Source organism: Achromobacter sp. SIMBA_011 (assembly GCF_046535435.1).
In the GTDB taxonomy this organism is placed as follows: domain Bacteria; phylum Pseudomonadota; class Gammaproteobacteria; order Burkholderiales; family Burkholderiaceae_B; genus Achromobacter; species Achromobacter dolens.
In genome coordinates, this window is record NZ_JAWRWN010000001.1 from 1,567,066 (window position 1) to 1,582,300 (window position 15,235).

13 protein-coding genes and 1 pseudogene are annotated in these 15,235 nt (G+C 70.4%); 4 read left to right on the forward strand and 10 right to left on the reverse strand.

The features are described 5' to 3' along the window. Nucleotides 1–2 precede the first annotated feature (2 nt). Together uca and SB816_RS07280 are read left to right on the forward strand one after the other, a co-directional pair. Entirely contained in the window at nucleotides 3–3,638 is a 3,636-nt protein-coding gene (uca, locus tag SB816_RS07275; protein WP_410546705.1) for an urea carboxylase, read from the forward strand. Nucleotides 3,639–3,643: 5 nt separating this feature from the next. Further along, a complete protein-coding gene (locus SB816_RS07280; RefSeq protein WP_100507403.1) occupies nucleotides 3,644–4,363 on the forward strand; it encodes a GntR family transcriptional regulator in 720 nt (239 codons plus the stop codon). 469 nt (nucleotides 4,364–4,832) lie between these two features. Here the strand turns inward: SB816_RS07280 and SB816_RS07285 are convergent, their stop codons facing one another. The 5 genes from SB816_RS07285 to SB816_RS07305 all read right to left on the reverse strand — a co-directional run bounded on the left by SB816_RS07285 (nucleotide 4,833) and on the right by SB816_RS07305 (nucleotide 8,108). Further along, the gene (locus SB816_RS07285) at nucleotides 4,833–5,648 is read right to left on the reverse strand and encodes an anti-sigma factor family protein (RefSeq protein ID WP_144655371.1); all 816 of its coding nucleotides are present in this window, start codon (nucleotides 5,646–5,648) and stop codon (nucleotides 4,833–4,835) included. A 1-nt stretch (nucleotide 5,649) separates the two neighbouring features. Then, nucleotides 5,650–6,162 carry an RNA polymerase sigma factor gene (locus tag SB816_RS07290; RefSeq protein ID WP_054500943.1) on the reverse strand — a complete coding sequence of 171 codons (513 nt, stop codon included), beginning with the start codon at nucleotides 6,160–6,162 and terminating at the stop codon, nucleotides 5,650–5,652. Between the two features lie 31 nt (nucleotides 6,163–6,193). Further along, on the reverse strand, nucleotides 6,194–6,562 hold the full coding sequence (locus SB816_RS07295) for a hypothetical protein (RefSeq protein ID WP_054417086.1): 369 nt from the start codon (nucleotides 6,560–6,562) through the stop codon (nucleotides 6,194–6,196). Between the two features lie 145 nt (nucleotides 6,563–6,707). Next, nucleotides 6,708–7,172, reverse strand: coding sequence for a GNAT family N-acetyltransferase (locus SB816_RS07300; RefSeq protein WP_054417087.1), 465 nt, complete (start codon nucleotides 7,170–7,172; stop codon nucleotides 6,708–6,710). A 9-nt stretch (nucleotides 7,173–7,181) separates the two neighbouring features. Further along, nucleotides 7,182–8,108, reverse strand: a complete 927-nt coding sequence (locus tag SB816_RS07305; protein WP_054417088.1) for a LysR family transcriptional regulator — start codon at nucleotides 8,106–8,108, stop codon at nucleotides 7,182–7,184. 61 nt (nucleotides 8,109–8,169) lie between these two features. On the opposite strand from SB816_RS07305, the gene SB816_RS07310 reads away from it, so the two are divergent. Next, on the forward strand, nucleotides 8,170–9,312 hold the full coding sequence (locus tag SB816_RS07310; protein WP_054417206.1) for a 4-oxalomesaconate tautomerase: 1,143 nt from the start codon (nucleotides 8,170–8,172) through the stop codon (nucleotides 9,310–9,312). 60 nt (nucleotides 9,313–9,372) lie between these two features. Next, nucleotides 9,373–10,341, forward strand: a complete 969-nt coding sequence (locus SB816_RS07315; RefSeq protein WP_054500946.1) for a tripartite tricarboxylate transporter substrate binding protein — start codon at nucleotides 9,373–9,375, stop codon at nucleotides 10,339–10,341. Here SB816_RS07315 and SB816_RS07320 read toward each other — a convergent pair. The 5 genes and pseudogenes from SB816_RS07320 to SB816_RS07340 form a co-directional block, all read right to left on the reverse strand. Next, complete coding sequence (locus tag SB816_RS07320; RefSeq protein WP_144655369.1) at nucleotides 10,298–11,698, reverse strand: DUF1501 domain-containing protein; 1,401 nt, start codon at nucleotides 11,696–11,698, stop codon at nucleotides 10,298–10,300. The genes SB816_RS07315 and SB816_RS07320 overlap by 44 nt on opposite strands. Further along, nucleotides 11,695–13,257 (reverse strand): DUF1800 family protein, encoded by a 1,563-nt coding sequence (locus tag SB816_RS07325; protein ID WP_410546706.1) that lies wholly within the window; start codon nucleotides 13,255–13,257, stop codon nucleotides 11,695–11,697. Before SB816_RS07325 ends, SB816_RS07320 begins: the two co-directional genes overlap by 4 nt. 152 nt (nucleotides 13,258–13,409) lie before the next feature. After that, nucleotides 13,410–14,114: an SDR family oxidoreductase gene (locus tag SB816_RS07330; RefSeq protein WP_049075685.1), complete on the reverse strand. Its 705-nt coding sequence runs from the start codon at nucleotides 14,112–14,114 to the stop codon at nucleotides 13,410–13,412. Between the two features lie 87 nt (nucleotides 14,115–14,201). Further along, nucleotides 14,202–14,654: an azurin gene (gene azu, locus SB816_RS07335; RefSeq protein WP_049078035.1), complete on the reverse strand. Its 453-nt coding sequence runs from the start codon at nucleotides 14,652–14,654 to the stop codon at nucleotides 14,202–14,204. A 208-nt stretch (nucleotides 14,655–14,862) separates the two neighbouring features. Next, nucleotides 14,863–15,235: pseudogene (locus tag SB816_RS07340) on the reverse strand (sorbosone dehydrogenase family protein); the annotation flags it as partial.

A 15,235-nucleotide genomic window follows, 5' to 3' on the forward strand; every position in this document is an offset into this window, starting at 1 on the left:
CCGTGTTCGATACCGTCCTCATCGCCAACCGTGGCGAAATCGCCGTCCGCGCCATCCGTACCCTGAAACGCCTGGGCATCCGCAGCGTTGCCGTGTATTCCGATCCCGACCGCAACGCGGCCCATGTGCGCGAGGCCGACGTGGCCGTGGCCCTGGGCGGCGAGAAGGCCGTCGACAGCTATCTGCGCACCGACCTGCTGCTGGCGGCCGCGCGCGAGCACGGCGCGCAGGCCATCTACCCCGGCTACGGCTTCCTGTCGGAGAGCGCCGAGTTCGCGGAAGCCTGCGAGGCCGCGGGCATCGCCTTTGTCGGTCCCACGCCGCTGCAGATCCGCGAGTTCGGCCTGAAGCACCGCTCGCGTGAACTGGCGGCCGACGCCGGCGTGCCGATGACCCCGGGCACGGGCCTGCTGGCCAGCCTGGGCGAGGCGCTGACGCAGGCCGAGCGCATCGGTTATCCGGTGATGCTCAAGAGCACGGCGGGCGGCGGCGGCATCGGCCTGTCGCGGTGCGACAATGAGGCCGAACTGACGGTGGCGTTCGACAGCGTGCAGCGCATGGGCGAGCACTTCTTCCGCGACGGCGGCGCCTTCATCGAGCGTTACGTGGACAACGCCCGCCACGTCGAGGTGCAGATCTTCGGCGACGGCGCCGGCCGCGTGCTGGCGCTGGGCGAACGCGATTGCTCGGTGCAGCGGCGCAACCAGAAGGTGATCGAGGAAACTCCCGCCCCGCACCTGCCGGCCGCGACCCGCGCGGCGCTGCTGGACGCGGCGGTCAAGCTGGGCGAGTCGGTGGCCTACCGCTCGGCCGGCACGGTCGAATTCATCTACGATCCGGCGCGCGACAGCTTCTATTTCCTGGAGGTCAACACCCGCCTGCAGGTGGAGCACCCGGTGACCGAGGCGGTGACCGGGCTGGACCTGATCGAATGCATGCTGCGCGTGGCGGCGGGCGAGCCGCTCGACCTGGCCGCGATGTCGCGCGCGCCGCAAGGCGCGTCGATCGAGGTGCGGCTGTACGCCGAAGACCCGCTGCGCCAGTTCCAGCCGTCGCCCGGCGTGCTGACGGAGGTGCATTTTCCTGAAGGCGTGCGGCTGGACGGCTGGGTCGCGACGGGCACCGAGGTGCCGCCATTCTACGACCCGATGCTGGCCAAGCTGATCGTGCACGCCGACACCCGCGAGGCCGCGCTCGACAAGCTGGCCGATGCACTGGCGCACACCCGCCTGCACGGCATCGCCACCAACCTGGACTACCTGCGCCAGATCGTGGCCGACGCGCGCTTCCGCGCCGGCCAGTTGTCGACGCGCTTCCTCGAAGGCTTCACTTACCGGCCCGCGGCCATCGAGGTGCTGGAAGCCGGCACCTACACCAGCGTGCAGGATTACCCGGGCCGCACCGGCTATTGGGACATCGGCGTGCCGCCGTCGGGGCCGATGGACGACTACGCTTTCCGCCTGGCCAACCGCATCGTCGGCAACGCGCCCGACGCCGCCGGCATCGAGGCGACGCTGGTCGGGCCGACGCTGCGCTTTCATGGCGATGCCATCGTCGCGCTCACCGGCGCCGAATGCGCCGCCACGCTCGATGGCGAGCCGGTGCCGATGTGGCAGCCGGTCCCGGTGCGCTCGGGCCAGGTGCTGGCCACGGGCCGCGCGCTGTCCGGCTGCCGCACGTACCTGGCGGTGCGCAACGGGCTGGACGTGCCGGTCTACCTGGGCAGCCGCTCGACCTTCGCGCTGGGCCAGTTCGGCGGCCACGCCGGCCGCACGCTGCGGGTCGGCGACATGCTGCCGCTGGTGCGTCCCGAGCTGCCGGCCGCGAACGCCCAGGCGCCCGTGAGCGCGCCGCAGGCCGCGCCGGCCGAACTGATCCCCGCCTATGGCAACACCTGGGAGATCGGCGTGCTGTACGGCCCGCATGGCGCGCCGGACTTCTTCCGCCCCGAGGCCATCGAGGCCTTCTTCGCCGCCGATTGGGAGGTGCACTACAACTCCAATCGCCTGGGGGTGCGCCTGACCGGCCCCAAGCCGACCTGGGCGCGCGAGAACGGCGGCGAGGCCGGCCTGCATCCGTCCAACATCCATGACTGCGAATACGCCATCGGCAGCATCAACTTCACCGGCGACAGCCCGGTGATCCTGACGCGCGACGGTCCCAGCCTGGGCGGTTTCGTCTGCCCGGTGACGATCGCGCGCGCCGAGCTGTGGAAGGTGGGCCAGGTCAAGCCGGGCGACCGCATCCGCTTCGTGCGCATCGACTATGCCGAGGCGGTGGCGCGCGAGGCGGCGCAGGACCACAGCGTCGAACAATTGCGCGCTGTGGCGCCGCAGGCCACCACGCCGTCGGCGCCGCCCGCCACGGCCTCGGAGACCATCATCGCGGCGCTGCCGGCGACGGGTAGCCGGCCGTCGGTGTCGTACCGCCAGGCGGGCGACGGCTACCTGCTGCTGGAGTATGGCGACAACGTGCTCGACCTGGCGCTGCGCATGCGCATCCACCTGCTGATGGAGGCGCTGGCGGTGCGGCCGATCGACGGCGTGCGCGAGCTGTCGCCGGGCGTGCGCTCGCTGCAGATCCGCTACGACAGCCGCGTGATCCTGCAACAGGCGCTGATCGCGCGGCTGCTGGAGATCGAAACACAGTTGGCCGACGTGGCGACGCTGAAGGTGCCGACCCGCGTGGTCTACCTGCCGATGGCGTTCGAGGATTCGGCCACGTTGGGCGCGGTGCAGCGCTACCAGGAAACGGTGCGCGCCAGCGCGCCGTGGCTGCCAAACAATGTCGACTTCATCCAGCGCATCAACGGCCTGGCCAGCCGCGAGGACGTGCGCCGCATCGTGTTCGACGCCAGCTACCTCATCATGGGCCTGGGCGACGTCTACCTGGGCGCGCCGTGCGCGGTGCCGATCGATCCGCGCCATCGGCTGCTGACGTCCAAGTACAACCCGGCGCGCACCTTCACGGCCGAGGGCACGGTGGGCATCGGCGGCGTCTACATGTGCATCTACGGCATGGACTCGCCCGGCGGCTATCAACTGGTGGGCCGCACGCTGCCGATCTGGAACAAGTTCCTGAAGAACCCGGTGTTCCAGGACGGCAAGCCGTGGCTGCTGCGCTTTTTCGACCAGGTGCGTTTCTATCCGGTGAGCGAGGCCGAACTCGATACGCTGCGCGAGGACTTCCGCGAGGGCCGCGCCACGGTGCGGATCGAGGAGGAGGTGTTCGACTTCGCCGCGCACCAGCGCTTCCTGGCCGAGCAGGCCGACAGCATCGGCGCATTCCAGGCGCGCCAGAAGACGGCGTTCGATGCCGAGGTGGCGTTGTGGAAGCACGAGGACGTGGCGGTGGCGCCGGCCGAGGCCGCGCCCGAGACGCAGACCCCGCTGCGCGATGGCGAACGGCTGGTCAGCGCCGACATGTGCGGCAACATCTGGAAGATTCCGGTGCAGGTGGGCCAGAGCGTGGCGGCGGGCGACACGCTGGTGGTGGTGGAAGCCATGAAGATGGAACTGTCGGTGATCGCGCCGGTGTCGGGCACGGTCACGGCGATCCGCTGCGTGCCGGGCAAGCCGGTGAATGCCGGCGACGCGCTGCTGGTGCTGGCCGAGGACGCGACGTGCCCCGTGACCTGAGCGGCATGCGCGACCCCGTCAGCATCAGCCCGGCGCTGCGGCAGGCGCCGGTGCTGGCCGGGTCGCTGGCGGACCAGGTCTACCAGCGCATCAAGGATGAGCTGTTCGACTTCCGCCTGCTGCCGGGTGACCGTTTCACCGAGGCGGAGCTGGCGTTGCGGCTGGGGGTGAGCCGCACGCCGGTGCGGCTGGGGCTGGCGCGGCTGGAGCGCGAGGGCTTCGTGCTGCCGAGTCCGCGCAGCGGCTGGCAGGTGCGGCCGTTCGATTTCGAGCGCTTCGAGGCGCTGTACGACGTGCGCGTGGTGCTGGAGCTGGCGGCGGTCGAGCGGTTGTGCGCGCGCGAGCACATGGACGATAGCGGCCTGCTGGGGGCGTTGACGGATGTGTGGCTGGTGCCGCCGGCGCAGCGGATCCTGGATGGGCGGATGGTGGCGGAGCTGGACGAGGCCTTTCACTGCTCACTGGTGGCGGCCGCCGGGAATGCGGAGATGGCGCTGATCCACCGGGAGGTGACGGAGAAGATCCGGATCGTGCGGCGGCTGGATTTCACCAAGGAGTTCCGGGTGGATGCGACTTATGAGGAGCATGGGGCGATTTTGCGGGCGGTGCTGGCTCGGCGGGGGGAGGCGGCGGGGAGGATGTTGCGGGGGCATATTGAGATGAGCAAGGCTGAGGTGAGGAAGATTACGTTGCATATGTTGCATGTGGCTCGGGAGGGTTCTTAAGGCGCGGCGGGGGGAGGGTGCCGGGCGGGCGCGGGGCTACGATTGCGGTCCGGAGCGTTCGCTCCGGACTACCCCGTCGTCATCCTCGTCCTCGCCTTCGGCGACTCCTTCGGATTCCCTCGGGCGCATCTACACGCCCCGCACCCGCCCGGCACCCTCCCCCCGCCGCTCGTGCATCTCCATGCGGCGGATGGCGGGGAGAATGGCTTGCTTGGTGTTCTGCTCAGCGTCGTTTGGGGGGCGGAGGAGTTTGCGGGGCCCGCCAAAAACGGCTGCGCGGGCAGCCGTTTTTGGCATACATCGGGTGGGGCGTCGGGGTGTGGTCGCTGCGCGAAGTGGCGGCGATGGGGGGCGCGCTTTGCGGTGAGCTTTGTGGGAGGGCAGCTGATTCTCGAACGAGGGTGTCTGACCAGGGGCTTTGTGAAACCCGCGGGCGGATTGGCGCTCGCCGGGCGCGTCCGCGCCCGGGTCAGCCTTGTAGCTGTTTGTAGACTTCTTCGGAGACGCGTTGGAGTTCGTCGCGGCTGATGGCGCCGGAGAGGGCGTAGCCGAATTGGCCTTCGACCCAGTAGAAGACGCGGACGGGGCCTTCCTGGGTGAATTGGAAGGCGGTCTGGCCGCCGGCGGCTTCGCGGGTGACGTAGAGGGTCAGGCGTTGGCCGTCGGGGGCGCCGTACATGAAGAGGGCGACGGGGCCGCTGCCGCCGGGCAGCAGGCGGCCGCCGACGAGGTCGTAGCCGGCATGGGTCAGCGAGGGGGCGCGCACGGGGGCGCCGAGGCGCTTGGTGAGCCAGGTGACCAGGGCCTTTTCGTTGTCGCCGCTGACCTCGACGGGGCGGCCCATGTCGGGGGCGTAGACGGCGTGGGCGATGGCGGCGCGCTGGGCGTAGCCGCCGGCGGCGCGGTCGGGGGTGGCGGTGGCCAATACGGTTTGCAGGTGGCGGGCGTCCAGGGCGCCGCGCGCCAGCCAGGCGCTGCTGGCGCTGATGGCGGCAATGGCGATGCCGGCCGCCAGGGCGCGCCACGGCAGGCGTCGGGCGGGGGGCGAGAGCGGCAGGCGCAGGGGCAGCGGTTCGTCCAGCACCGGGTCCAGCAGGGCGTGCAGGGCGCGGCGCTGGGCTTGCCAGGCCTGGACGCGGGCCAGGTCCTGCGGGTGGGCGGCGAGGAAGGCGTCGACTTCGGCGTGGCGGCCGGGCGGCAACTGGCCGTCGGCGTAGGCGTGCAGGTCGGCTTCGGTGATCGGGTTGCCGGCGGCGGGGATGGCGTGGAGGCGTTTGTCGTTCATGTCATTTCACGCGATGGAGCCGGCTGGCGGGTTCCTGGCCTTGCATCAGGGCGCCCAGCCGTTCGCGGGCGCGCGACAGGCGCGACATGACCGTGCCCATCGGCACGCCCAGCACCTGCGCGGTTTCCTGGTACGACAGGTCTTCCACGCACACCAGCAGCAATACTTCGCGCTGCTCGGCCGGCAGGCCTTGCAGGCAGCGGTCCAGGTCGCGCACCTCCAGGTGGTCGGTCTGCGTGGCGCGCACCGGCACGTCGGGCAGATCGCCCGCGCGGGCCTCCTCGGCCTGCCGGTGGCTGGCGCGCACGCCGTCGATGAAATGGTTATGCATGATGCCGAACATCCACGCCCTCAGTTCGCCGCGGCGCTGCCAGCGCGAGTAGCGGCTCCAGGCTCGTTCGAGCGTGTCCTGCACCAGGTCGTCGGCCCGGTGCGGGTCGCCCGTCAGCCCGCGCGCGTAGCGCCGCAGGCTGGGGATGCAGGCCAGGATCGCGGCTTCGTCGTCGGCGCGCATGGTCGGGCGTGGAGGGACGGCTCAGGCCGGATCAGGGCTTGATGACGTGCCAGACGTCCTTGAAGTTGTCGCCGGTCTTGTCGCCCGGTTTGGCGTCCTTGGCATACAGGTAGACCGGCTTGCCCTTGTAGGCCCACTGCTTGGAGCCGTCGTCGCGGGTGATGATGCTCAGGTCGCCCGAGGCCTTGGCGTCGGCGGCGGCGGTGACCGGGGGCCAGATCTTGGCGCACTGGTCGTTGCAGGCGCTCTTGCCGCCGGCATCCTTGTCGAAGGTGTAGAGGGTCATGCCGGCGCTGTTGACCAGGATGCCGTCCTGGGTCTTGACGGCCTGGGCGTGGGCGCCGGCCGAGAACAGGGCGGCGGAGGAGAGAACCAGGGCTGCGGCGATTTGAGTACGCATGTCGTGCCTCGTAGATGGGAAAGTGGGGGACTGCCCTCTACAGACGCCGGGGCGAACGGGAATATTCCGCCGCGGGAAAAAAAAGTGGAGGGCCGGGGATGACGATCCAACCGAGCCTCGCGCGGGCCCTTCGCGACGGCCGCTGTCAGGCGTGGCCGCCGGCGGGCGGGGCGGGTTCGTAGCGCATTTCTATTTCCAGGTCGGTCTCCTCCACGGGAATGAAGCCCAGCGACTCGTAGAGCCGGCGGGCGGGGTTGCCCTTCAGGACGGACAGGGTGACCGGGGCGCCTTCGTCGTCCGCCTGCCGCAGCAGGCCCGCCAGCAGGCGCCGGCCCAGTCCCTGGCCCTGGAAGGCCGGGTCGATCTGGATCTGCACGACGCGCCAGCCGGCCGGATCGCGGAAGGTCTTGAACAGGCCCGCCGGGCGGCCGTGCAGCCAGACGATCTGGGCGTCGTCGAAGTGATAACGGATGCGCGCCAGGTGGTGCGCATCGTCCCGCGGTGCGCCAACGCGCGCCAGGTGTTCGGTCATGGTCGCCTTGCGCAGCGCCAGCAGGAAAGGCAGGTCGTCTTCGGTGGCGGCTTGCAATGCCAGGGATTGGGGGCTCATGGTGCGGCTTCAGGGTTGCTTGGAGGGGCCACGCTTGGCGCTCTTGCCGGCCTGGTGGATAAGGTTATAGAGCTGTTGCGCCGCCGGCGCCAGGGGGCGGCCCCGGCGCGAGATCAGCCCCAGGCTGCGGGTGACGCGCGGATGTTCGAGCTTGACGCCGGCCAGGGTGGCGTGGCCGGCCGGCGGCATCGCCAACTGCGGCACCGCCGCCACGCCCAGGCCCGCCTCCACCAGCCCCAGCAGCGTCATGACATGGCTGACCTCGAAGGCGCTGACGGTGCGCTTGCCGCTCTTGGCCAGCGCGTCGTCGATCAGCAGGCGGTTGCCGCTCTCCTTGGCCACGGTCATGAAGCGCTCCTGCGACAGTTCCTCCCACGACACGCTGCGGCGCGCGGCCAGCGGATGGTCGCGCCGCACCGCCAGCACGAAGTCCTCGCGCAGCACCGCCTTGAAATCCACGTCGGGCTCCTGGGTGCCGAAAAAACTGATGCCGAAGTCGGCGCGGCCGGTCACCACGCTGTTGAGCACGGTGTGGGCGGTCTCGTCGATGATGCGGACCCGTATCCGTGGAAAGCGCTCGGCGTAGTCATGGATGATGGCGGGCAGGAAGTAGTAGGCCACCGACGGCACGCACGCCACGGTCACCAGTCCGCCGCGCTGCGCCGCCAGGTCGCCGATGCTGAGGACCGCGCGTTCCAGTTCGTCGATGGCGCCGCGCGCCCGTTCCAGGAAGATGCGGCCGACGTGCGTCAGCGCCACGCGGCGCGTGGTGCGTTCCAGCAGGCGCGCGCCCAGCAGATCCTCCAGCTTGTCGATGCGGCGGCTGAGCGCGGGCTGCGACAGGTTCAGGTCTTCGGCGGCGGCGCGGAAACTGGCGCGCTCGGCCACGGCCACGAAGGCCTGCAATTCCTGTAAATCGAAATTGATGCGTGCCATGCATTAATCCATCCGTAAGTTGCAATTCAAATAATAGCCGCGTCGTCGCAGAATGCACGGCATGGAAACGATCATCCCTTGCGTACTGATGCGCGGCGGCACCTCCCGCGGCCCCTTTTTTCTTGGCGACTGGCTGCCGGCCGATCCCGCCGACCGCGACCGGCTGCTGTTGCAGGCCATGGGTTCGCCCCACGCGCTGCAGGTCGACGGCCTGGGCGGCGGCAATTCGCTGACCAGCAAGGTCGCGATCGTGTCGCGCTCGACCCGACCCGACTGCGATATCGACTATCTGTTCGCGCAGGTCTCGGTGGACCGCGCCAGCGTCGACACCCGTCCCAACTGCGGCAACATGCTGTCGGGCGCCGCGCCCTTCGCCATCGACGAGGGCCTGATCGCCGCGGCCGACGGCGAAACCTCGGTGCGGGTGCACAACGTCAACACGGGCGCCGTGATCGAGGCCGTGGTGCAGACGCCGGGCGGCCGCCTGACCTATGAAGGCGAGGCGCGCATCGACGGCGTGCCGGGCGCCGCCGCGCCCGTGCGCCTGAATTTCCTCGACGCCTGGGGGGCGGTCACCGGCCGCCTGTTCCCGACCGGACAGCGCCAGGAGAAGGTGGACGGCGTGGCCGCCACGCTGATCGACGCCGCCATGCCGATGGTGTTGCTGCGCGCCGCCGACTTCGGCCTGCGTGGCGACGAATCGCCCGCCGAGCTGGACGCCAACGTCGCGCTGCTGGCGCGCCTGGAACGCATCCGTCGCGAAGCCGGCGCCCGCATGGGCCTGGGCGACGTGTCGGACAGCGTCATCCCCAAGCCGGTGCTGCTGGCGCCGGGCAGCGATGCCGCCGTCCTGTCGCTGCGCTCGCGCTACTTCACGCCGCATGCCTGCCATCGCGCCCATGCCGCCACCGGCGCGGTGGGCGTGGCGGCCGCCTTCCTCATGCCTGGCACGGTGGCGCATGATTGCGGCGGCCCGGCGCCGCGGCCGGGCTACCGCGGCGTGCGCATCGAACACCCGTCGGGCGGCATGGACATCGACGTGAAGCTGGATGACGCCAGCGGCGAGGTACAGGCCGCCGGCCTGGTGCGCACCGCGCGCAAGATCATGAAGGGCCTGCTCTATGTGCCGGGGCGCTACGGCGCGGCGCGGCAGGAGCAGGACGCCCGCGCCCGGCTGGCCTCGCGCCAGCCGGTGGCGGCATAAAAAAGACTCGAGACGCAGCGGTCCGCAGAGACCGCCAACAGAACCATCAGGAGACATGACATGGTTTTCCCCACTCGCGGCACGCTGGGTGCCGCCGCGCTTTGCCTGGCCCTGGCCAGCCCGGCCGTCCACGCCGAATTCCCCGAACGCGCCATCACCATGGTGGTGCCCACCGCCGCCGGCGGCGGCAATGACACCCTGGCCCGCGTGATCGGGCAGAAGATGGGCGAACTGCTGGGCCAGACCGTCATCGTGGTCAACAAGCCCGGCGCGCAGGGCGCCATCGCCGCCGACTACGTGGCGCGCCAGCCGGCCGACGGCTACACCCTGATGCTGGGCTACATCGGCACGCACGGCATCAACCCCGCGCTGCAGAAGCTCAACTACGATCCGGTGCGCGACTTCACCGCCATCGGCATGGTGGCCGACTCGCCCACGCTCATGGTGGTGTCCAGCAGCATCGGCGTGCAGGACGTGCCGGGCTTGCTCAAGTATGGCCAGGCCCACCCCGACGGCCTGAGCTACGCCTCGGCCGGCCCGGGCACGGCGCCGGCGGTGGCGGGCGAGCTGTTCAACCGCGCCACCGGCGCGGCCATGCTGGAGATTCCCTACAAGGGCTCGGCCCCCGCCATGACGGACACGCTGGCCGGCGTCACCCAGGTCATGTTCCCCAGCCTGTTCAGCGCCTATCCGCACCTGAAGTCGGGCAAGATCCGCGCGCTGGGCGTGGCCGGCACGCGCCGCGCCAAGGTGCTGCCCGACATGCCGACGCTGGCCGAGCTTGGCGTGCCGGGCGTGGACGTGGCGCAGTGGTACGCCGTGTTCGCGCCCGCCAACGCCGATCCGCAGGTGGTCGCCAAGTTGAACACCGCGCTCAATGGCGCGCTCAACGATCCGGCCGTGGCCGCCAAGATCGACGACCAGGGCGCCGAGGTGCGCACCAGCACGCCGGCCGAGCTGGCGGCGTTCGTGCGCGACGAAGCCGTCAAGTGGAAGAAGCTGGCGTCGACGATTCACGCGGCGCTGTAAATAGCGCCAAGGGCGAGGCGTCGAAGTGGCGCAGGTTCGGAAACACCAGCCGCAGGTCGTCCGGGCTGGCGCCGAACCAGCCGCCTAGCGCCGCGCCCAGTTGCTCCACCGCCAGCGTCGGCAGCAGCCGGCCGTTGTCCACGAACCCGGGGCCGTCGGGCGCGATCTGCGGATGCGTGCCGTGGTAGCGCCCGCCGTTGACGGCGCCGCCCAGCACGAAATGATGCGCGCCCCAGCCGTGGTCCGAGCCGTTGCCGTTCGATCCCAGCGTCCGGCCGAATTCCGAAGCGGTGAAGGTGGTGACCTGGCGCGCCACGCCCAGGCCCGCCAGCGCCGTCTGGAAGGCGGCCAGCGCCTGGCCCAGCTCCTTGAGCAGGGCCGGGTGGGCGTCGTTCAGGCCGGTGTGGTTGTCGTAGCCGTTCTGCGACACGAAGAATACCTGGCGCCGCGCCCCAAGGGCCTGGCGCGCCGCGATGATGCGGGCCACGATCTTCAACTGCTGCGCCAGCGGCGAGTCGAAATCGCCCGGCACGGCCACGCCAGACAAGGCCGACCGCAGCCGCGCGTCGGCATCGATCGACTGCGTCGCGATGCGCGACATTTCCCGTTCCATCAGGTGCTCGCGCGGCTGCGTGATCAACTGGCGCAGCAAGGCGGTGCAGGCGCTGGAGCCGTACATGTCGCGCGTCAGCAGTTCGATGCGGGTCGAGCCGTTCACGCCGACCCGGTAACCGGCGACGTGGCGGCCCGCCAGCAGCACAGTGCTGCCGCCAGCGGTGATGCCGGTGAAGCTGCGCTGCGCGTTGATGTCGGCGTACAAGTCCGTCAGCCGCCCGGCCCAGCCGGAGGACGCGCCTTCCGGCGCCAGCGCCTGCCAGTATGACTGCTGGTCGTTGTGCGAAAACAGCTTGGGCGGCAGCGGCACGCGCGCGCCAATGTAGTCCGCCTTGCTGGTGGGCACCACCAGCGGACCGACGTTCAGCACCGCCGCCATCTCGCCGCGCTCGAACAGCGGCGCCAGCGGCGCGAGCGATGGCGCGAGCGCGAACTGCGCGCCGTCGGCGGCGGGCGCGGCGCCGCGTAGCGCGGTGGCTTGCAGCGCCTGGCGCGGCAACGCGATATCGGTGCGCGCGGCGGCGTAGGCGCGATGGGCGCCCGGGTCGAACGGCACCAACGTGTTGAACGGATCGTTGCCGCCATACAGGAACACGCACACCAGCGCCTTGTAGTCTCCCGGCGGCGTCGACTGCGCGGCCGCCGCGCCCAGTGCCGCCAGGTTCAGCGCCAGCGGCGCCGCCGCGTGCGTGGCGCCCAGGGCGCAGGCGCGCAGCAGGAACTCGCGGCGGTCGGCCTTCATTTCTGCACCAGGTATTCAGGGCTGGCCGCCACCAGCGTGATGGCGGCGCGCACGCGGTCGCGCGGCCGTGCGCGCGGCAAGGTGTCGACCGCCTGCGCGATGGCCTGCGCCGTCGCCGCGCTGAAGGCGTCGCCCGCCAGCAGCAGCACGATGCGCGCCACCAGCGCGTCGGCGTCGGCGGCCAGCGCGATCTCGGCGGTGTACGGCGTCTGCAGGTCTTCCCAGCCGCGATCGACGTAGATGGCCACGAAGTTCAGGTAGCCGGCGATGCTGGTTTCATCGGTGATCTGCAGTTCCGGCGCCACCAGGCCGCGCCGCGCCAGCTCGGTGACGGGGGGCGTGTAGCGCGGCCGGAAGAAATTGAACACGCTGGCCGAGCGCATCGGGCTCTGCGCCAGCCGGATGGTGTTGTCGGTGGTGTCGGGCATGGCCCAGGCGCCGTTGGTGGAGGTGGCGCCGAAGGCGCGCGCCCAGCCGGAAAAGCGCAGGATGGGCTCGCGCACCTTGCCCCAGCCGGGCGCCGACAGGTCGGGGTGGCGCGCTTCGTCGTCCAGCAGGATGGCGCGCACCACGGCCTTGAGATTGCCGCGCGCGCCATGGCCGTCGTCGTCGAACACCGTCGCCACCCGCTCGACGTAGGCCGGACTGGGATTGCTGGTGACCAGCCGCTGGATCAGTTGCGTGCCGATGAACGGCCCGACGTTCGGATGCGCGCTGATCACTTCCATCGCGCGCTTGAGCGACAGGTGGCCGTCGGTGCCGGGCGGGATCACCGCGCCCAGGAAGCGCTTTTCGGCCAGCGAATGCAGCGCCGGATTGAGCGCCATCGGACGGCGGTGGAACTGCACGTCGGTCTCCGGCCCGTCCAGGTCCCAGCCGGTGAAGACCTTGGCCAGTCCCTGCACGTCGGCATTGTCGTAGGTCTCCACGGGGGCGCCGTTCACCAGCCGCGGCGTGCCGTCGCGGTTCAGTTCGACCAGGCCGATGCTGAACAACTGCATCACCTCGCGCGCATAGTTCTCGTCGGGATGGCGGCCGGTGCGCGGGTCTTCCTTGCGGTTGCCGCGATAGGTCAGCATGCAGCCCATCGACAGATTGCGGGTGACGGCGGTGAGCAGGTCCCGGTAGTTGCCGAAGGCATGCTCGGCCAGCAGGTCCATGAAGCCGGCGGCGCCGAACAGCGGCCAGTTGGCGGTGATCGACGCCACCCCGACCACGAAGATCTCCGACAGCGCGAACGCCACCCGGGTGCGCACCTGATCTTCCGCGCTGATGAACTTGCGCCACAGCGTCGATTCCAGCGGCGCGTTGATGCCGTTGCCCTTGTAGGCCTCGGTGTTCTTGCCTTGCTGCAGCAGCCAGTCGAAATGGCTTTGCGAGGGCGGCAGCGCCAGTTGCGTGTCGAGCCACGCGGCGTAGCCGTCGCGCACCACCGCGTCGATCAGCGCCGGCGTCGGGCCGAAGGTGGCCTGCGCCAAAAAGCGCGAGGCCTGGCCGGGCGTGGGCGGGCGGGTTTCAGCGGAAGCGGGCGGCGCCGCTCCGGACGGCGACGCGGACATGCAGGCAGCCCCGGGATCGAATGCGAAAGCCTACGGTAGCGAAGCGCCAGGGGGGCTTCAAGACCGCCATTCGGACGAGGGACTAATCCTTTTGCACGAGGCGCGCGCGAGCGGCGCGCCGCCCCGCGCGGGGGGCGGCCGGGCCGGGCGGATTACACCGAACGGGTGATGCCGCCGTCGATGCGGATGTTCTGTCCGGTGATGTACGAGGAAGCGTCGGAGGCCAGGAAGGCGATCAGGTCGGCCACTTCCTCGGCGGTGCCGTAGCGGCCCATCGGGATGCGCGCGCGCCGGTCTTCCTTTTCCGGCAGGCTGTCGATGAAGCCGGGCAGCACGTTGTTCATGCGCACGTTGTGTTCGGCGTATTCGTCCGCGAACACCTTGGTGAACGCGGCCAGGCCGGCGCGGAACACGCCGGACGTGGGGAACAGCGCCTCCGGCTCGAAGGTGGCGTAGGTCGAGATGTTGACGATGGCGCCGGTTTTCTGCTGCTTCATGACCGGCGCCACCAGGCGCGCGATGCGCACCACGTTGAGCAGGTAGAACTCCATGCCCAGGTGCCAGTCGTCGTCGCTGATTTCCAGCAGCGGGCCCTTGGGGCCGTGGCCGGCGCTGTTGACCACGGCGTCGACGCGGCCCCACTTCTGCAGGGTCGCGTCCACCAGCCGCGCCAGGTCCTCGGGCGAGCGGTTCGAACCGGTCACGCCCAGGCCGCCCAGCTCGGCGGCCAGCGCCTCGCCCTTGCCGGACGAGGACAGGATCGCCACGCGGTAGCCGTCGGCCGCCAGTTTGCGCGCCGCCGCCGCGCCCATGCCGCTGCCGCCGGCGGTGATGATTGCCACTTTATCCGTGCTCATGCGTCGTTCCCCAGGGTGTCGGAAAACGGCCATTGTAGGGGCGGGCGCGGCGGCCCCGCGCAGATCCCGCGAGGCCGGCAGGGGCGATCAGTCGACCAGCTTGAGCACGCCCTTCATCAGCGCGAAGTGGCCGGGGAACGAGCAGAAGTAGGCATAGTCCTGGCCGGCGGCCAGCTTGCTGACGTCGAAGGTGACCGAATCGGTCTCGCCGCCGCCGATCACCTTGGTGTGGGCGATGACGCGGGCGTCGTCCTTCTTGACGTAGTTGTTGTCCAGGCCGGCGGCCATGCCGTCGTTGACGGCGCCCTGCATGTCGGCCTGCTTGGTCAGCACCCAGTTGTGGCCCATGACGTTCTTGGCCAGGGTGCCCGGGTGCTTGAGGTTCACGGTGAACTGCTTGCAGCTCTTGCTGACCGTGATTTCCTTCTTGTCGAACTGCATCTGGTCGTTGCCGGCGATATCGACCGAGCATTCGGCCGCCAGCACGGGGGCCGAGGCCAGGGCCAGGATGGTCGCGGCGCAGAGATTCTTCAACAGCATGTTCATGCCTCCAGGGATCGAGGGGAGTGGAGCCGCGCGCGTCGCGGGACGCGAGCCGCGCGGCCGTTGCGCTATTCTCGCCCCAGTCTACTCCTCGTGGCGCGGGCGGGCCCGCAAGGGGTTTGATGCAACGCAAGCGGGCGTTACCGAATTGCGTGGCAGGGTCCCGCTTGCGCCGTTTTTCCGCGTTTTCCCGCGATGCCGCGGTTCAGCGGGCGGCGTCCGCGGCGGTGACGCGCCAGATCGCATTGCCGACATCATCGGCCACCAGCAGCGCGCCCTGGCGGTCCAGCGCCACGCCCACGGGCCGGCCGCGCGCCTGGCCCGCGTCGTCCAGGAATCCCGTCAGCACGTCTTGCGCCTGGCCGTCCGCGCGCGTGCCGGTGAACGGCACGAAGATGACTTTGTAGCCGCTGCGCGGGTCGCGGTTCCACGAGCCGTGCTGGCCGACGAACATGCCGTGGATGAACGGCGCCGGCAGCCTGGCGCCGCCGGACCAGGCCAGCCCGAGCGAGGCGGTATGCGGCCCCAGCGCGTAGTCGGGCACGATCGCCTGCGCCACCAGGTCGGGGCGCGGCGGC